Source organism: Methanothermobacter sp. (genome assembly GCF_049720995.1).
GTDB lineage: Archaea > Methanobacteriota > Methanobacteria > Methanobacteriales > Methanothermobacteraceae > Methanothermobacter.
Window position 1 is genome coordinate 13,675 of record NZ_JBNASF010000007.1, and the last position, 18,215, is coordinate 31,889.

Here is an 18,215-nt window from a genome sequence, read left to right on the forward strand (position 1 = left end):
GCTTGAGAAATAACTGCATACGGGTATGCCGAATCAATCAAATTTTTTGAGTGCACTCCCATTTATGTGCCTAATCTTATTTAAAATTTTATAAAATTCATGAGCCCTCACCGCAGCGGGGGTCTAACAATAACCGCCGGCACATGTTCCAGTGAGGACAGCATTTCAACTGTAACTGTCTCGGGTTCACTTCCAAGTTCACTGGCCATATCATAAACGGTTTTTCTGCTGCTGTGCCTTTCATGGTACCCTTCGGCGGCTGATGCCACCTCAAGGAGTACCTCAGTGGCAGTGGGCCTTGATGATGCAAGGGGAGTTGGCCATCTTTCCCTGGAAAACCTCCCTGCAATGTAACCCAGGAACCCTGTATCTGAGATTATACCCTGCGCAGCCGTGGGAAGTGATGTGAAATACCTTCCGAGGATCCGGTAAGTTGCGTCGGTGTCAATAACAACCACGGTGACATCGACACAGAATTTCCTCAGAATCCCCTCTGCAATGGATTTTGCAGCATCCCCCGGGTTTTCAGGAAGAAGTGAAACATATGTGCCCGGGACATTGCTCAGATCAATTCCGGCCTCAGAGGCAGGTTTGAGGGCATGTTTCAGCCCATAATATCTGAGCACAACCTCCTTATGGTTTCTTGCCTCAGGGGGAAGGTTTCTGAGGTTTTTCAGTGTTCTTTCTTTTATTCCAAAAATGGGCCCGAGGATATGGCCCCAGATGTACTTTGACCAGAGGTCTGCAAGAATGATGGCGGTCCTGGAGGCTTCAAATTCTGATTCATCAACCAGGTTTCCCTGGGCAACCGAGATGGGGGTTTCAGAGACCACGAGGAAATCCCCATCCATGACAAGCTCACCTGCTCCATCCACGATTTTCGATAAACCCTCACCTGGCCTTATGTACTCTGTCCTCACAGGTACCGTGGTGTATCCAGCTGTGGACATTTTCATCTGGTCCTCGGAGTGCACTCCTCTCAATTAAAGTAAAGGTCGATGGGAATGTTCATCTGACCCTAACCGGCGGAGCCCAGACCTTGAGGTCTATGCCCTCTATGATGGCCCTCCTGCCTTCAAGCTGCACCACAACCCCCGAGTGGACCTTCTGCATCATGCAGTGGGCCGGGAGGAATCTCACCGTGTCGCCGATGTTGGGGAGTTCCCCATCAATCATGCCCTCGAAGCCCCCCACCATGCAGACCCCGATGTCCTGGAACTCAAAGTCCTCACTGCCAAGGCGGTGACATGGCCCCACGATGTGGACAGTTATGAGCCCATTGTTTTCATCCAGTATCTCTGCAAAGTGGGTTATGGGGCACCCCAGGGGCCTGTAACGGATTATATCCCCCTTTTTAAGTTCAGTCCTTGAAAATGGAAAGAGTACCTCCCTGCATGAACCCTCGTGGGGTAGGGGCTTCAGTATGAAATCTGCCTCGTAACCTTCAAGGACACCCACAACCTTCTTCTCCTCTGGCAGAAGGTCCTCCTCCTTGAGGATCTCCTGGAGCTTCTGAAGGTTGTCTGCAAAGAGCTCCTGGTACATGAAGTGGCATCTGTCGATCTCTGTCCGCCCCTTAAGGAGTGCGGAGGCGTATTCATCGCACCTCGCATAGCCACAGATACCGCAGTTGTATCCTGGAAGAAGTTCTGTAACCATTTCTCTGAGTGATCTGTCTCCTGGCATCTGAAAGACCCTCTTTTCATTCTCCCTCATAGGTCTGGAAGCCATCTATTCTTCTGAGTATTCCCCTGTGGTGCTTCTTGTTGACCCTGGTCTCACCCACACAGAGGGTGCAGACTGCAAGGGGTGCTGAGTGACGGAGTTCCTCGTTTTCAAGGGAAACCTCTCTGCTCTCTATCATTTCCTCTGCAAGTTCCATGCAGCCCTGTCCACTGAGGCCATTTGCCTCTATTATCTTTGCTGAGGGGTTAACCTCCAGTATACGCTCCCTGAATATTTCCCTCTCTGCCTGGGATATCATATCCCCCTTGGTCACCACGGCGATGTCTGCAGTTGAGAGGAAGGGCCCAACCTTGAGGGGAGTGTTGGGACCGCTTGTAGCGTCTATGACGCAAACTCCAAGGCAGTTCTTTGTGTATGGGGCGCAGCGGTGACATAATCCTGCTGTTTCAATGATGAGGAAGTCTGATTCATTCTTCTCTGCCCATTTTATCATGTCATCTATGTTATAGATGGCGTAGTGGTCCGGGCACATATCCATTGAGAGGCCCACAAGTGTGGGCGCGCCTATCTTCTCAAACTTCTTGTCGTCATCGGTGTATAGGCAGTCTATTTTTACCACCGATGAATCGAATCCCCTAGCCTTGAGGCTTTTCAGTGTGTGCATGAGGACTGCTGTTTTCCCGGATCCTGGTGTTCCAGCAACTATTACCATTCTCATATCCTTTCCCTTCTGTAACTGGTGCAGCTTTCAGCTTAACCTTTTATTATCTCTGTGAGGTCTATGCTCTCAACCAGCTCTCCCCTCCTCACCTTCTCACGGAGGCTGAGCATGAGTTCATCTATCTTGTTGAGTTCACGGGATATCTTCTTCTCCTGGGGTGTTGTTGTAACTATCTTCTGCATACCACCATGCTTCATCACTATCCTCTTGTCGGTCATGAGTGCAAGCACGGGGTCGTGGGTTACAACCAGAACTATTTTACCGTGTCCTGCAAGTACCTTGAGCGCATCGTGTTTCCTTATACCTGCATTTTCAATTTCATCTATGAGCACTATGGGAGAGTCACTTATTATGGCCACATCTGCAACCATGAGGGCCCTTGACTGCCCCCCACTGAGTATTGTGAGGTCGTGCTCCTTTTTGATGGGCTCACCGGTGAGTGTGTTTGCAAGTTCGATCACACGATCAACACACTTTTCACTGGCACCCCTGCACTTGGCGTGAAGGCTGAGAAACTCCCCTACTGTCATGTCCGCCAGGAAGTTCATGTTCTGGGAGAGCTGGGCCACCATCTTCTTTCGGGGGTTTGTACGGTCCTCATAACTTGGTTCTTCGTCGTTCACCAGGATTTTTCTCTTGGAGAAGGTGTCCTTCTGGGCCAGCTGTTCAATGTCACCTATAAGTGAACTTTTACCGCTTCCTGTTGGGCCGACCACACCAAAGATTTCACCTTTTCTTATTTCGACCTTCTCAACGGGTTCCTTCTCTCCGTATTTGTCATAACCGCCAATTACTGTGATTTTTTCTATCATTAAAGATTCACCTTTCCGAGAGTATCTCCCCTCAAGCCTCTTCTTATGGTTTCAAGGGCTGTTATCTCTTCAGGGGGTATGTTTCCAAGGTTAACGTCTGGTCCTATTTTCAGTATGAAGTAAACCTGCTGGTTTTTCTGCGGGGCCTCCCATATTATCCGATCCTGCGGGAGTTCATTGAGGAGCTGGTTGAATTCTTCCACCTTTATGTTTCCATTCTCATCGTATATACCTATATTGTGGCCACTTTCCCTGGCCTCCATGAGCACCATAGAGGCTCCAGCTTTGAGGTCGGCCCTGACAAGTTCAACCCGATCCTCCGGGCTGAGGAGCCTGTCCCTTACAGGGTCCTTTTTACCAACCTCTGATATGATCTGGAACCCATCGTCGATCGCTTTCTCTATAAGTTCACATTTTTCATCAGTTTCTATCTCAACGGTTCCATTTGATATTTCCAGTGTTTCAAAACCAAGGCTTCGTGCCTCGTCGAGGTATTCCTGAATTTTATCGTTGAGGTAGGCGATCTCAAATAGGGTTCCTCCTGGATAGGCCTCCACATCGAATGAACGGTACATCTCTATTTTTTCAATGACAGCATCGCGTCTGTGCAGCGGGAGGGTTCCCCATCCAAACTTTATGAAATCAACGTAATCTGATGAAATCTCCATCAGGTCACGGGCTGTTTTAATACCCATTCCCTTATCGAGAACCATGGTTATTCCATTTTTTCTGGGTTTCCCACGCCTTGGAGGGGTGAGAAAGTCAAAGGCGTTCATTTTATCACCTTCTGGATTGAGTCAGAATAAACACCAACGGCATATTAATTTAAATTCATATGTTTACTACCTTTATAAATAATTTATTCTCATATGGGTTTCATGGGATATGAATCCGAATCCCATCACTATTTTTTTGGGATCTCATCATATATTAATAGGTGGTGGTACATGTGATGAAGAGTACATGCTACTTTGAAAGGCCAGGGAAGGAGAACACTGAAAGGGTCCTTGAACTTGTTAAGGAAAGGGCAGATGAACTTGGGATCAGGGACTTTGTGGTCGCCTCGGTCTCCGGTGAAACAGCACTCAGGTTATCTGAGATTGTTGAGGGAAACATTGTTTCTGTAACACACCATGCAGGCTTCAGGGAGAAGGGCAAACTTGAACTTGAATCTTTGATGAGGGAGAAACTGATTGAAAGGGGCATCAGCGTATATGCAGGTTCACATGCACTCAGCGGTGTAGGAAGGGGCATATCAAATAGGTTCGGTGGGGTCACACCTGTTGAGGTGATGGCCGAAACCCTCAGGATGGTTTCACAGGGCTTCAAGGTTTGTGTTGAGATAGCGATAATGACAGCCGACGCAGGCCTCATACCTGTTGATAGGGAGGTCATTGCCATAGGAGGCACAGCATGGGGCGCTGACACGGCCCTGGTTCTCACACCGGCGCATATGAACAGCGTATTTGACCTGAGAATCCATGAAATCATTGCAGTGCCAAGACCATAGTCCGTTACCTGCATGGTATGGGTGGGTTGCCGGAATTCATGATTTTCATGTCCCGGTGACCATACCATAATTCCATTTCGCCCCAACATTGTACCGGTATTTTCAGAGGTCACAGAAACTGATTTTTAATTTTGATCGGGACCCATGGGTTCATTGGTGCCACTTAAACCGTTGCTTTTAAATATGTATTATCACATAATCATATTTCATAGATAAATGTGGGGGTAGTAAGTGAAATTCATTAACGATGCCATAAAGGAATCTGAGAAAAGGGAAAGGCCATCTTCCAGCTCAATGAACTCAGAAATCGATCAGGAACTTCGGGAAATAATCGAAAATAGCAGGGCAAAGATATACGTTGTTGGAACCGGTGGGGCAGGTAACAACACCGTAACGAGGCTCAGTGAAATAGGGGTTGAAGGCGCTGAGACAATAGCCATTAACACAGATGCACAGGACCTCTTCTACACTGTGGCGAACCGGAAGCTGCTCATAGGAAGGAATGTGTGTGGGGGTCTTGGTGCAGGTGGAGTCCCTGAGGTTGGAGAGGAATGTGCTGAGGAAAGCGAGGATGATATCCGCAGGGAGCTTGAAGGGGCTGACATGGTCTTTGTGACCTGCGGTCTCGGGGGAGGTACAGGAACCGGATCGGCACCTGTGATCTCCAAGCTGGCCAAAAAGGCCGGTGCACTCACAATAGCAGTTGCAACAATGCCCTTCAGTGCGGAGGGCCTTAAAAGAAGGGAGAATGCTGAGAGGGGTCTTGAGAAACTTCAGAGCGCTGCTGATACCGTGATAGTGATCCCCAATGACAAGCTTCTTGAGGTTGCCCCCAACCTTCCCCTCAACAAGGCATTCATGGTTGCAGATGAAATCCTTGGAAGGGCCGTCAAGGGCATAACTGAACTCATAACCAGGCCGGGTCTTGTGAGCCTTGACTTTGCTGATGTGAGGAGCATAATGAAGGGTTCAGGAATGGCAATGATTGGAATGGGTGAAGCCGAAGCAGGTGACAGGGCCCTTGAATCAGTTTACGAGGCTCTTAACAGCCCGCTGCTTGATCTGGACATATCAAATGCAAGGGGTGCACTTATAAATATCTCTGGAAGCTCTGACCTGACACTTCAGGAGGCCGAGAGGATAGTTGAGGTTGTTGCCGAGGAACTGGATCCCGATGCAAACATAATATGGGGTGCACAGATTCAGGATGAACTGCAGAACGTTATAAGAACAACGATCGTTGTTGCGGGCGTGAGGTCACCTTACATATATGGCTCACATGGGTCTGCAGAAAAGGAGTTCTTCGAGGAAAAACAGCGGGAGAAGGACTCTGTGGATGAGTCTGTGCTGGAAGAATTTATAGATGGAGTTTTCTGATATTCTTCCATATACCCCCACATCAATGAAAACATTTATAAATCTTGAAGGATAGATTACTCCATCACTCATCCCGATCATCATCCTTGTTTTTAATCATTATAAATTAGCGGGGATAAATCATGAAATACAGGGATTCTGTTCTGAATTTTATCAAGCAGTCAAAGAGGGTATTGAAGGTATCAAAGAAACCCACAAGTGAGGAATACCTCAACGTGTCAAAGGTGACAGGCATCGGTATAATACTGATAGGTGTCATAGGATTCATAATAACTATAATCGCCCAGTTACTGGGTGGTTAGCTCTTACTGAAAAGTCACAGTGAATTATATATATGAGGTTGTGTTCTTAATGGAAGATAGTAAAAATTCCATCTACGCCCTTAAGACCTCGGTGGGTCAGGAGAAGAATGTGGCAAGGATGCTGGCCAGGAAGGTAAGGGATAGTGGCATTGAGATAAACGCGATTCTTGTTCCAGAGTCCCTCAGGGGCTACATCCTTGTTGAGTCCTCTTCAAAGATCGACATGAGAAACCCTGCAATAAGGGTTCCCCACTTAAGGGGTGTTGTTGAGGGAAAAACCGAGGGCGAATCAGAGATAGTATTCGAGGAGGTTAAGAGATTCCTCAAACCCGAGCCCATAATATCATCCATTAAGAAGGGCAGCATCGTTGAGCTGATCTCAGGACCATTCAAGGGTGAAAGGGCAAAGGTTATCCGTATAGACGAATCCAGAGAGGAAGTTGTACTTGAACTCATAGAGGCCGCAGTGCCCATTCCTGTAACAGTTAAAGGTGATCAGATTAGAATAATACAAAAGGAGGCTGATTAATGGCTAAAGAAACCGTTGAAATTCTTATTGATGGTGGAAAAGCCACTCCAGGACCGCCACTGGGTCCTGCGATTGGTCCGCTTGGAATTAACATGATGCAGGTTGTTGAGGAGATAAACCGCAAGACAGCGGATTTTGAGGGGATGAAGGTCCCTGTTAAGATCATAGTTGATACTGACACCAGGGACTTTGAGGTTGAGGTCGGTACGCCGCCAACAACCGCCCTGATCATGGATGAACTGAAGATCGAGAAGGGTTCACAGGACCCTGGTATGGACAAGATAGCAGACATATCCATGGAGCAGGTGCTGAAGATAGCAAGGATGAAGTTCGATGCCCTCCTCTCAAACGACTACAAACGTGCAGTCAAGGAGATCATGGGCACCTGTGTTAGCATGGGTGTAACAGTGAACGGCAAGGACCCCAGGGAGGTCCAGAGGGAAGTTGATCAGGGAGCCTATGATGACCTCCTCACATCATAAAAATTTATAAATCTTGAGAATCACATAACTAACCCCATCATATGAACTTATTTTTTGAAGTTCATGGAGGATTCAGAAATGCAACAGGAGATTATGGAAGCGGTGAAGAAGGCCAAGGAACTTTCAAGGCCGAGAAACTTCACACAGTCCATGGATGTTATTCTTAACATCAAGGACCTTGACGTCAACAAACCAGAGAACAGGTTTGACGAGGAAGTTTCTCTACCCAACGGCCGCGGTAAGGATGTTAAAATTGCCGTGATAGCCGATGGGGAACTGGCTCTCCAGGCTAAGAACGCTGGAGCCGACCTTGTGATAACCAAGGATGAACTTGAAGAACTTGGCAAAAACCGAAAGGAAGCAAAAAAACTTGCCAACAGCTACGAATTCTTTGTGGCCCAGGCAGATATGATGCCCCTGGTGGGACGGTTCCTTGGACCGGTTCTTGGACCCAGAAAGAAGATGCCAAAACCGGTGCCAGCAACAGTAAACCCGGAGCCCATACTCAAGAAACTCAGGGACACGGTCAAGGTGAGAATCAAGGACCAGCCTGTGGTTCATACTGTGGTTGGCACAGAGGATATGGATGATGAGAAACTTGCCGAGAACATAGAGGCGGTTCTGCAGACAATTGACCGCAAACTTGAGAAGGGCAGAAATCAGCTCAAGTCCATGTACGTTAAAACGACCATGGGCCCGGTAGTGAGGGTGATTTAAATGGCTCACGTGGCTGAATGGAAGAAGAAGGAGGTTCAGGAGCTTCAGGACCTCATCAAAAGTCATGAAGTGGTTGGTATAGCTAACCTTGCAGATATACCTGCAAGACAGCTGCAGAAGATGCGCCAGACACTCCGTGACAGCGCACTCATCAGAATGTCAAAGAAGACACTGATCAGCCTTGCCCTGGAAAAAGCTGGCAGAGAACTTGAAAACGTTGATTCCCTCTCTGATTATATGGAGGGCCAGCCTGCACTCATATTCACTGACATGAACCCATTCAAACTCTTCAAGATCCTTGAGGACAGTAAAACCCCTGCTCCTGCCAAGCCAGGGGCCATAGCACCTGCAGATATAGTTGTCCCCAAGGGGGATACCGGCTTCGCACCCGGCCCAATCCTGGGGGAGCTTCAGCAGATAGGCATCCCCGCCAAGATCGAGAAGGGAAAGATCGTGGTTTCAAATGACCACGTTGTGGTGAAGGCAGGGGAAGAGATACCACCAAAGGTGGCAGGAATATTAACAAGGCTGGATATACAGCCACTTGAGGTGGGAATAGACCTCAGGGCAGCATACGAAAATCAGACAGTCTACACAGCAGACATTTTGACCATAGATGAGGAAAAAACCTTATCTGACATTCAGAAAGCATTTTCACAGGCATTTAATCTATCAGTTAACGCAGTTATATACACACGCGAAACAATGCCTGCGATTATCCAGAAGGCTGCTTCGAAGTCATTCAACCTTGCATACAATGCATCAATCCTCACCTCAGAGACCACTGATCTGCTGCTTGCAAAGGCCTATGCCCAGATGCTTGCACTGGCCGCTGCAGCTGCAGAGGTTAATGATGAAGCAGTTGATGATGAACTGAGGGATAAATTGTCTTCAAGGGCAGCAGCACATGTCCCTGAAGAGAAAGAGGAAGAGGTTGAAGAAGAAGCTGAAGAGGAAGAAGAAGAGGAAGAAGAGGATGCAGCCGCTGGTCTCGGCGCACTCTTCGGATAAACACTTTACTGGCATAGTTAACCTAAAAAATAAAAATTTGAGGTGATCATATGGAATACATATACGCAGCAATGTTACTGCACACAACCGGTAAGGAGATCAACGAAGAAAACGTTAAAAGTGTTCTTGAAGCAGCAGGTGCTGAAGTGGATGATGCAAGGGTCAAGGCTCTAATAGCAGCCCTTGAAGATGTGGACATTGAAGAGGCAATGGAAACAACAGCTGTAGCAGCAGCACCTGCAGCAGCCGCAGCACCTGCAGCAGCAGCCGAAGAGGCTGAAGAAGAAGAGGAAGAAGAGGAAGAAGAAGAGGAAGCTGAAGAGGAAGCAGCAGCCGGTCTCGGCGCACTCTTCGGTTAAACTCTTTTCTATTTTTTTCTGCCATAACCAATGGCAAAAAATTTATTTTTCCTGATTCTGATTTTATCATAAAAACTGTTTTCAATGATTACCATGTCTCGTCAGCTTGAAGAACTGGGATACAGAAAATATGAATGCGAGTCCTGTGGGAATACCTTCTGGTCAATAAGGGAACGTAGAACATGTGGAGATGCCCCCTGTGATGAATATGATTTTATAGGCAATCCCGCAACCTCAAGGAGCTATGACCTGTATGAGATACAGGATGAATTCATAGGATTTTTCGCTGAAAGGGGCCATGAGCCCATCAGGAGATATCCGGTACTTGCAAAGCGCTGGCGGGACGACGTGTTTCTTGTTGGAGCATCCATATACAACTTTCAGCCATGGGTGACATCCGGCCTTGTGAAGCCACCTGCAAACCCTCTTGTTGTGGCACAGCCGTCAATAAGACTCAACGACGTTGATAACGTTGGAAGAACAGGCAGACACCTCACATGTTTCACGATGGGCGGACACCATGCATTCAACTCTGAAGATAACACAGTTTACTGGGAAGAAGAGACAATAAAGTACTGTCATGAATTCATGACTCATATAGGTATTGATCCATCTGAGATAACCTTTATAGAATCCTGGTGGCAGGGCGGAGGAAACGAGGGGCCCTGTTATGAGGTCTGTGTCAGGGGGGTTGAACTGGCGACCCTTGTTTTTATACAGTACCGCACCCTTCCAGATGGTGGCAGGGAGGAGATCCCACTCAAGATAGTTGACACCGGCTATGGACTTGAGAGATTTGCCTGGATATCCCAGGGGACACCAACAGCCTACGATGCATGCTTTGGCCCGGTAATTGAAAAGCTGCTTGAACTGACAGGAGTGGAAATCAACGAGGAAATCCTGGCAGAAAATGCCCGTGTAGCTGGAATGATGGACATAGAAACCTATGCTGATCTCAGAGAACTTCGAAAAAGGGTTGCTGATAAACTTGGAATCTCAGCAAGTGAACTTGAGCGTGCAGCAGCCCCCATGGAGTCCATTTATGCCATAGCCGACCATACACGCTGCCTCGCCTTCATGCTTGCTGATGGTGTCATACCCTCAAATGTCAAGGAGGGCTACCTTGCAAGGCTCATAATCAGGAGGACACTGAGGCTGATGAAGGAACTGGGGATGAGGGAGTCCCTGAAGGATATAATGAACATCCAGGTGGAGTTCCTTGAGGGCCACTACCCTGAGATAAGGGAGCACCATGAACACATACTCAACATCATAGACCTTGAGGAACACAGGTATGCAAAGACCGTGGCAAGGGGCCGGAGGATTGTGGAGAAGACCATAAAATACCTCAGGAAGGATAATAAGAGCGAGATGCCCCTTGAAATTCTCATAAAATTATATGACTCCCATGGAATCCCCCCTGAAACCATAAAGGAGATAGCAGAGGAATCAGGCTTCAATGTTAAAATTCCTGACAACTTCTACACCCTGGTGGCAGAGATGAATGAGGCTGAAACTGAAATTTCAGAGGAGGACCTTCATCTTGATTATCCTCAGACAGAGCTCCTGTTCTATGCACGACCGGACCTGGAATTCGAAGCCAGTGTTATGGGGGTGTATGAGGACGGTGTCATACTTGACAGGACACTCTTTTACCCTGAGGGCGGCGGCCAGCCATCTGACACCGGTTACATTGAGGCAGACGGCTGCAGGATCCGGATAAAGCATGCAGAGAAGATAGGTAACGTGGTCCTGCACAGAACAGACGATGAAATCTGCCTTAAACCAGGGGAAACTGTAAGGGGTTGCATTGATTCAGATAGAAGACTTCAGCTTACAAGGAACCACACAGCAACCCACCTCATAGTTGCAGCTGCAAGGCGGGTCCTTGGAGACCATATATGGCAGGCAGGGGCCCAGAAGGGTGTTAAGAGTTCAAGGATAGACCTCTCACATTACAGGAGGATAACTCAGGGGGAACTTGATGAGATGGAGAGGCTGGCCAACGAATACGTCATGAGAAACATCCCCCTTGATGTCAGGTGGATGGACAGGGACATTGCAGAGAAAAGGTACGGATTCATACTCTATCAGGGAGGTGTTGTGCCTGGCTCCATGATAAGGGTCGTTGAGATTCCCGGAGTGGATGTACAGGCATGTGCAGGTACCCATGTTAACAGAACCGGGGACATAGGCCTAATAATGATCAACCGAACCGAACGCATACAGGATGGTGTTGAGAGGATAGAATTCTCTGCAGGGGCATCGGCCATTGAGCTCATGCAGAAAAACAGGGATATACTGAGGGAGAGTGCAGATGTATTCAAGGTAACACCCTCACAGCTTCCGCGCACCTCTGAGAGATTCTTCACAGAGTGGAAGGCCCTCAGAAATGAGGTTTCACGTCTTAAGGAGGAAATGGCTTCACTCAAAATCCTGGAGGTAAGGGATAGGGTGGAGGATCTTAACGGCCTGAGGGTCATCATAGACACGGTTGAGGCGGACATGGATGAGATGAAGAACATGGCCCTTGAACTCACAGAATCGGCTGAAGCAGTTGTCCTTGCAAATTTTGAGGGCCAGATAGTTGGTGCAGCCTCTGATGACGCGGTCAAGATGGGTTTAAGGATAAATGAGGTTATATCATCAGCTGCAGGGGTCCTTGGAGGTGGAGGAGGCGGAAAACCCCACCTTGCACAGGGGGCAGGTAAAAGAAAGGATAAAATCCATGAGGCCCTTGAGGAGGCAAGATCATCACTCGAATCATTTGGCAGATGAATCTGAGGGGGATATATGCGAAAATAACTGTTCATGTCATTGTCTGGTGATGAATTTGAGGAGGACCATCTCAGAAATAAATGAGAGGATACTGGATGGTGAAGCAACCGTTCTAACAGCAGGGGAGCTCAAGGAGCTGGTCCTCAACGATGAGGCCCCATCTGCAGATGAGGTTGACGTGGTAACAGCCGCCACATGCGGGGTAATGTCCGGGACAGCTGCGGTCATGCATTTCAGGGTATCTGAACCTGGTTCATTCAGGAAGGCTGTTTCAGCTGAACTGAACGGTATACCTGCATATCCAGGTCCATGTCCAAATGAAAACCTGGGTTCAGTGGACATCTTCATCTATGGGACAGCCAGAAGCCTAAGGGATCCTGATTACGGTGGGGGATTTCTTATCAGGGACCTTCTCATGGGATCTGAGGTTGATGTGACCGTAACATCAACAGATGGTGAGGTAGTTGAATCCACAGTTACCCTAAGGGATATTGAAACAGCGAGGATAATAGGGACAAGGATGGCATTCAGAAACTACACAGCCATTGTCAACCCCTCCGATAGACCTGTAAGATCCATATTCAATGCATTTGAAATGCCACCCCACTGTGGGGGTCTCTCATTTTCAGGTTGCGGTGATATCAACCCCCTTGAAAATGATCCCGGGATGGATTTCATCAGGAGGGGAACCAGTGTACTTTTAAATGGTGCCAGGGGGCTCGTGCTGGGTGAGGGCACAAGGAGCAGTCCCAAGAGACCGAATCTCATGCTCAGCGGGGACCTGCATGAGATGAACCATGATTACATTGGTGGATTCAGGACAGCCGCAGGGCCCGAGATATTCAACACCATCGCAGTCCCACTGCCTGTAACATCTGAGAGGGCCTTTGAGAGACTTCTGGTTCTTAATTCAGATATAGGGTTACCCGTAGCAGATGTGAGGGATCGCTCAAGGGTAATCCATGAGGTAACCTACGCGGATACATGGGGGGGTGAGGAGAGACCCACCTACAACCCTGAAAGGTGTTCTGACTGTCTCAAATGCCTGGCAGCGGAGAGGTGCCCAACCCATGCAATAGGTGATGGCCTGGACACTGATAGGTGCTTTGGATGTGGTGTATGCGCCTTTTCATGTCCACAGGGGGCCTATGAGATGGATACAGGTGAAGTCAGAATTGGTGAGATGGATGTGCCCATAGTGTGCAGACAGTCAGACAGGGTGAGGGCATCCAGACTTGCCCTTGAACTCAAAGAACTCATAAAGAAGGGCAATTTCCTCATTGGGGGGTGTTAGTATTCTTGAATATGACGTTATACTTGTGAGATACGGTGAGGTTGCAATTAAGGGGCCTTCTGTTAGAAAAAGATTTGAAAAAAAACTCCTTCACAATATAAGGTCCGCTTTCAGCTGCAGAGCAGAAATCAGGCATGGAAGAATATTCGTCTTTCCTGATAACATGGATGAGGCCCTCGATAAACTTTCAAGGATCTTTGGGGTGGTATCCTTTTCACCTGCGGTTACGGTTGAAACTGATTTTGATGTTATAGAGAGGGCCATCAGGGAATACACTGGTGAACTGAAACTTGAGGGCCTCATCACAGAGAGAACACCATTCGCCATAAGATGCAGAAGGGTTGGCCAGCATGACTTCACAAGCCAGGAGATGGCAGCCTTTGCAGGTTCAGTTGTGGTCAGGGAGATAGGAGCCCCGGTGGACCTTGGAAACCCTGACCTTGAGATCCACCTTGAAATAAGGAATAACCTGACTTACATCTACCACAGGGTCATCCAGGGGCCTGGCGGCCTCCCTGCCGGCACACAGGGTAAGGTTGTTGCTCTTTTATCTGGAGGGATAGACTCACCTGTTGCCACCTATCTCCTCATGAAAAGGGGATGCCAGGTAGTGGCGGTCCACACCGATAACTCACCATTCACAGCTCCCGAGTCCCTTGATAAGGTTGAGAAAATCGCTTCAAAACTTGCAGAGTATTCTGCGGGAGTTGAATTCAAACTCAGAATTTTCAGGTATGGAAGTTACCTTGAAAAATGCAGGAGGGAAGCCCCTGAGAATATGACCTGTGTCCTATGTAAGGCTGGAATGTACCGCCTCGCCGAGCTGGTTGCGGAGGAGGAGGGGGCACTTGCAATAGTCGATGGGAGCAGCCTTGGACAGGTGGCATCCCAGACCCTTCCAAACATCCTCGCCACAAGGATGGCTGTGAGGATGCCCGTCCTCAGCCCCCTCATAGGCATGGACAAGGTGGAGATAGAGGCTCTTGCAAAGAGGATAGGCACCTACGACATCTCGGTGATACCGGATGGTGGATGCGGTGCCGTACCCCGCCATCCATCAACAGCAGCAGATCCAGCCGCTGTCAGGGAAATCTCAGAAAAAATCCTGGTTGAAGATGAAATCGAGAGGATCTTCAGATCGGCTTCAGAAACAGGAAGCCTGGAGTGATCCCTGCAGGGCTGTGGATAACTTTTTAAATAATCAGATCCCATCTTTTATATAAAGAATCCAGTTAATTAACTCACTATCTTCTGGAGGTGTATATATGAAAACAACCATTAGTGTAATTAAAGCAGATGTTGGAAGCGTAGCCGGTCACGCAGTCGCACATGAGGCACTGAAGAAAAAGTGCGACGAGGTACTGGCAGAAGCTAGGGATACAGGAATCCTTGAGGATTATTATATTACCAACTGTGGAGATGACATTGACCTCATAATGACCCACAGGAACGGTGAGGAAAATGAGGAGGTTCACCAGACGGCATGGAACGCCTTCAGGGAAGCCACAGAGGTGGCAAGGGGCTTAAAACTTTACGGTGCAGGACAGGACCTCCTCTCAGACACCTTCTCAGGAAACATCAAGGGTATGGGTCCCGGGTGCGCTGAAATGGAATTTAAGGAAAGGCCAAGCGATCCGGTTATAATTTTCTGCTGCGACAAGACAGAACCTGGAGCGTTTAACCTGCCACTCTTCAGAATGTTTGCAGACCCATTCAACACCGCAGGCCTTGTTATTGACCCATCACTTCACAACGGATACGAATTCGAGGTCTTTGATGTCGTTGAACACAAAAAGGTTACAATGGCATGCCCTGATGAGATGTATGATCTCCTTGCACTTCTCGGTTCAATCAGCCGCTACGTGATAAAGAAGATACACAGAAGGGATGATGGTGAAATAGCAGCCTCTGTGAGCACAGAGAGACTGAACCTCATGGCAGGCAAGTACATAGGAAAGGATGACCCGGTGGCAATTGTCAGGGCACAGTCAGGATTCCCTGCAGCAGGGGAAGTCGTTGAGCCCTTCGCATTCCCGCACCTTGTGGGTGGCTGGATGAGGGGATCACACAACGGGCCACTGATGCCTGTTGCCCAGAGGGATGCAACACCAGTCAGGTTCGACGGACCTCCAAGGGTCATAGGGCTGGGATTCCAGATCGCAGACTGCAAGCTTGTGGGCCCAATTGACATGTTTGATGACCCATCATTTGATCGCTCAAGGCAGCTTGCATCTGAAATTGCAGAGTACATGAGGAGACACGGACCATTCGAACCCCACAGGCTCCCCTCAGATGAAATGGAGTACACATCCCTTCCAGGTGTGCTTGAAAAACTCGGTGACAGATTTGAGGACATGGAGTAAACCGGCTCCGTCCACATCTTTATTTTTTCTGAATACCTTGAATTCCCGGATCTCAGGCAGGATATTTTTAATGACGGTCTGTATTAGTTTACTGGTTGCAGATACTTCCTTTTATTCCTGGCACTGTCCCTTCTGTGGTTTTTTGATTCTCATGAGTATCTCATGGGGAATGTCAATCACCCTCTCCACAGAGTCAATCACAGCACCATCAGCTGTTGCCACAACACCCCCACTTTCCTTAAGCCTTCTGTCAACGCATGATGAGAGAATGGCACGTCCCTCCAGTTTCCTTGAATTCATGAGGTCCTCAACAATCTGCCTCAGTCTACCACTGTGGCTTACGTTCCTGTCAAAGTAGAAAAACACCTCTTCAACACATGAATCTGATAGGAAGTCCATTATGGCATTCAGGGCCCTCATGGTTACTTCACCCATAATGTAACTCCCTGAAACACCCTTTATATCCCGCAGAAATCCGTCCTGGGCAATGAAGAACCCTGAACCCTCAAGAACGCTTTCTGTACCTATGAGTACATTGTAGCCATCAATTTGAACAGTGGAACCCCTGAGGGAATCTGGACTCACCAGCCGGGAAAGTCTCCTCTTGGCTGTTTCATCTGAGAAGACGTATCTTGCAAGGTAATTTCTTTCCCTCTTCCCGAGAAGATAGTGGTTTGCAACGAAATTCAGTGCAACACGTTTACGGTATCCCCTGTTGAGGAGGTATCTCAGGTCCTCAACGGCCATTTTAAGGGTCATCAGCCTCTTCTCTTGGCTATTATTATGAGTGCACGGTCAGACGCATCCTCGGCCCTGTCGGAAATGTTCCCGATCTTCCGGGTGATTTCCTTCATATCTATGAATTTTATGACTCCCATCTCCCTCTTCCTGTAGGCGGAGTAGAGGTCCATTATGATCTTCCTCTCAATTGTATCCGCCTCATCCTCAAGGACCTCAATTTCATGGACCTTCATCATGGCCTCCCCGAGGTCCCTTTCAAGGAGTTCCACGCACTCCTTAAGGGCTTGAACTGTTTTTCCTGTGACATCCATCATCCTCTGGAAGTACTCTCTGAACCCTGAGGGGAAGGAGACCCTCCCAAGGAATACAGTGAATGCGGTTGATTCAATGACATCAGCAACCTTGTCTATGCTCTCAACGAGCATTATACGGTCCTCCCTGTCAAATGGGAGGAAGGCCCCCTCATAGAATTCAAGTTCCATTTTCCTTCTTATCTCATCGGCTTCATGTTCAATGACCGCTATCTCCCTTGCGAGCCTGGACACACGGCTGCAGTCACCACTGTAAAATGCCTCCATCAGCTCTTCCAGCTTCAGGTAGCATTCCATGACCTTATCAAGGTGCTTGCGCCCATACTTCTCAACTTTACCCTCTTTAATGAAAAACTTCATTTTATCTCCATCATATAATTCCGTGAAGCATCCTGAGACCATCCAGAAGGCCGTGGGCGTAGGTTATGCATCCAAAGGATGTGAGGTAATCCCCCTTCTTGAGGTAGTAGATGGAGTCGTCCCTGTAGTTCAAGGCCCTCTCAATGATGGCCCTCTCCTCCCCTTTGAATTCTATGGATTCCATTTCCATTAAATTTTTCTCAAGAAGATCAAGGTCCTTTTCTATGCGATCCCGGTATTCCATTTAAACACCTCATCAATCTCTTAATTTCAGGGACCTTTCCGGAGGCCTATGTTTTCATCTGCCTCCTGACATAAATCATCCTCTGAAGCACCGTGAAGTATCCTGCAAGTACAAGAATTATCATGGCAGCGTCCATATACCATAAGCCAAGGAAGTATCCGGCAAGGGACCCTCCAGTGAGTATTATGAGTCGCTCAGCCCTTTCAGCAATACCCACGGTGCATTCAAGGCCCTCGGACTCGGCCCTTGCCCTAACATAACTGACCATGAGGCTGGAGTGGAGGGCCAGCATACCTGTAAGCATCCCTGTGAAGCCACCTGCAGTTATACCTATGATGATCAGGCCATCTGAGAGCCTGTCGAGGGTTGAATCCAGGAAACCACCAAATCTGGTGGGACTGAACCTCCTCCGTGCAACTGCCCCATCAAGGACATCAATGAATCCACTTAATGCAAGAAGCAGAGCACCGTTAATGAGCGTCCCTGTGGCATAGGACGCAGCAGAGGCACATGCAACCAGGAAACCAGTGAAAGTTATATAATCTGCAGGTATTGCAATCTTCTCTGCGATAGGGTCTATGAACCTTCTGAATGCCGGTCTGAACTGATTCAACATGG

The 18,215-nt window shown here is 48.2% G+C and carries 21 protein-coding genes; 12 read left to right on the forward strand and 9 right to left on the reverse strand.

Annotated features, from left to right (window positions below):
* Positions 1–107: 107 nt before the first annotated feature.
* Genes ACPLJI_RS03455 through comA form a run of 5 tightly spaced genes read right to left on the reverse strand, consistent with a single transcriptional unit; the run spans position 108 to position 3,995 of the window.
* On the reverse strand, positions 108–950 hold the full coding sequence (locus ACPLJI_RS03455) for a coenzyme F420-0:L-glutamate ligase (RefSeq protein WP_424731569.1): 843 nt from the start codon (positions 948–950) through the stop codon (positions 108–110).
* 58 nt (positions 951–1,008) lie between these two features.
* Positions 1,009–1,686 carry a (Fe-S)-binding protein gene (locus ACPLJI_RS03460; protein WP_424731579.1) on the reverse strand — a complete coding sequence of 226 codons (678 nt, stop codon included), beginning with the start codon at positions 1,684–1,686 and terminating at the stop codon, positions 1,009–1,011.
* Between the two features lie 16 nt (positions 1,687–1,702).
* Positions 1,703–2,404: a GTP-binding protein gene (locus ACPLJI_RS03465; protein WP_424731570.1), complete on the reverse strand. Its 702-nt coding sequence runs from the start codon at positions 2,402–2,404 to the stop codon at positions 1,703–1,705.
* Positions 2,405–2,439: 35 nt separating this feature from the next.
* Complete coding sequence (locus ACPLJI_RS03470) at positions 2,440–3,219, reverse strand: ATP-binding cassette domain-containing protein (RefSeq protein ID WP_424731571.1); 780 nt, start codon at positions 3,217–3,219, stop codon at positions 2,440–2,442.
* Complete coding sequence (comA, locus tag ACPLJI_RS03475; RefSeq protein ID WP_424731572.1) at positions 3,219–3,995, reverse strand: phosphosulfolactate synthase; 777 nt, start codon at positions 3,993–3,995, stop codon at positions 3,219–3,221. The genes ACPLJI_RS03470 and comA overlap by 1 nt, the downstream gene beginning before the upstream one ends.
* A gap of 173 nt (positions 3,996–4,168) precedes the next feature.
* Here comA and ACPLJI_RS03480 point away from each other — a divergent pair, with 173 nt between their 5' ends.
* From ACPLJI_RS03480 to fbp, 12 genes are all read left to right on the forward strand, one after another.
* Positions 4,169–4,729, forward strand: coding sequence for a pyruvate kinase alpha/beta domain-containing protein (locus tag ACPLJI_RS03480; RefSeq protein ID WP_424731573.1), 561 nt, complete (start codon positions 4,169–4,171; stop codon positions 4,727–4,729).
* Positions 4,730–4,960: 231 nt separating this feature from the next.
* Positions 4,961–6,106, forward strand: a complete 1,146-nt coding sequence (gene ftsZ / locus ACPLJI_RS03485; protein WP_424731574.1) for a cell division protein FtsZ — start codon at positions 4,961–4,963, stop codon at positions 6,104–6,106.
* A gap of 122 nt (positions 6,107–6,228) precedes the next feature.
* Positions 6,229–6,408 carry a protein translocase SEC61 complex subunit gamma gene (locus ACPLJI_RS03490; RefSeq protein ID WP_424731575.1) on the forward strand — a complete coding sequence of 60 codons (180 nt, stop codon included), beginning with the start codon at positions 6,229–6,231 and terminating at the stop codon, positions 6,406–6,408.
* A 49-nt stretch (positions 6,409–6,457) separates the two neighbouring features.
* The gene (locus ACPLJI_RS03495; RefSeq protein WP_424731576.1) at positions 6,458–6,937 is read left to right on the forward strand and encodes a transcription elongation factor Spt5; all 480 of its coding nucleotides are present in this window, start codon (positions 6,458–6,460) and stop codon (positions 6,935–6,937) included.
* Positions 6,937–7,419 (forward strand): 50S ribosomal protein L11, encoded by a 483-nt coding sequence (locus tag ACPLJI_RS03500; RefSeq protein ID WP_237778842.1) that lies wholly within the window; start codon positions 6,937–6,939, stop codon positions 7,417–7,419. The genes ACPLJI_RS03495 and ACPLJI_RS03500 overlap by 1 nt, the downstream gene beginning before the upstream one ends.
* Positions 7,420–7,497: 78 nt before the next feature.
* Positions 7,498–8,136 carry a 50S ribosomal protein L1 gene (locus ACPLJI_RS03505; RefSeq protein WP_160323219.1) on the forward strand — a complete coding sequence of 213 codons (639 nt, stop codon included), beginning with the start codon at positions 7,498–7,500 and terminating at the stop codon, positions 8,134–8,136.
* The gene (locus tag ACPLJI_RS03510) at positions 8,137–9,147 is read left to right on the forward strand and encodes a 50S ribosomal protein L10 (RefSeq protein WP_424731577.1); all 1,011 of its coding nucleotides are present in this window, start codon (positions 8,137–8,139) and stop codon (positions 9,145–9,147) included.
* Between the two features lie 50 nt (positions 9,148–9,197).
* The gene (gene rpl12p, locus ACPLJI_RS03515) at positions 9,198–9,506 is read left to right on the forward strand and encodes a 50S ribosomal protein P1 (protein ID WP_013295096.1); all 309 of its coding nucleotides are present in this window, start codon (positions 9,198–9,200) and stop codon (positions 9,504–9,506) included.
* 84 nt (positions 9,507–9,590) lie between these two features.
* Positions 9,591–12,284, forward strand: coding sequence for an alanine--tRNA ligase (gene alaS, locus ACPLJI_RS03520; RefSeq protein ID WP_424741135.1), 2,694 nt, complete (start codon positions 9,591–9,593; stop codon positions 12,282–12,284).
* A gap of 49 nt (positions 12,285–12,333) precedes the next feature.
* Positions 12,334–13,578 carry a methanogenesis marker 16 metalloprotein gene (locus ACPLJI_RS03525; RefSeq protein ID WP_424730172.1) on the forward strand — a complete coding sequence of 415 codons (1,245 nt, stop codon included), beginning with the start codon at positions 12,334–12,336 and terminating at the stop codon, positions 13,576–13,578.
* Positions 13,565–14,746: a tRNA uracil 4-sulfurtransferase ThiI gene (gene thiI / locus ACPLJI_RS03530; protein ID WP_424730173.1), complete on the forward strand. Its 1,182-nt coding sequence runs from the start codon at positions 13,565–13,567 to the stop codon at positions 14,744–14,746. The genes ACPLJI_RS03525 and thiI overlap by 14 nt, the downstream gene beginning before the upstream one ends.
* Before the next feature lie 97 nt (positions 14,747–14,843).
* On the forward strand, positions 14,844–15,941 hold the full coding sequence (fbp, locus tag ACPLJI_RS03535; protein ID WP_424730174.1) for a fructose-1,6-bisphosphate aldolase/phosphatase: 1,098 nt from the start codon (positions 14,844–14,846) through the stop codon (positions 15,939–15,941).
* Positions 15,942–16,052: 111 nt separating this feature from the next.
* On the opposite strand, the gene ACPLJI_RS03540 is transcribed toward fbp, so the two are convergent.
* From ACPLJI_RS03540 to pgsA, 4 genes are read right to left on the reverse strand one after another with little or no spacing between them, the layout of a single operon-like run.
* Positions 16,053–16,700 (reverse strand): DUF434 domain-containing protein, encoded by a 648-nt coding sequence (locus ACPLJI_RS03540; protein ID WP_424741136.1) that lies wholly within the window; start codon positions 16,698–16,700, stop codon positions 16,053–16,055.
* Positions 16,700–17,353: a TIGR00153 family protein gene (locus ACPLJI_RS03545; RefSeq protein WP_424731341.1), complete on the reverse strand. Its 654-nt coding sequence runs from the start codon at positions 17,351–17,353 to the stop codon at positions 16,700–16,702. Before ACPLJI_RS03545 ends, ACPLJI_RS03540 begins: the two co-directional genes overlap by 1 nt.
* A 10-nt stretch (positions 17,354–17,363) precedes the next feature.
* Positions 17,364–17,597, reverse strand: a complete 234-nt coding sequence (locus ACPLJI_RS03550) for a DUF357 domain-containing protein (RefSeq protein ID WP_424731342.1) — start codon at positions 17,595–17,597, stop codon at positions 17,364–17,366.
* Between the two features lie 46 nt (positions 17,598–17,643).
* Complete coding sequence (gene pgsA / locus ACPLJI_RS03555) at positions 17,644–18,213, reverse strand: archaetidylinositol phosphate synthase (RefSeq protein ID WP_424731343.1); 570 nt, start codon at positions 18,211–18,213, stop codon at positions 17,644–17,646.
* Positions 18,214–18,215 lie beyond the last annotated feature (2 nt).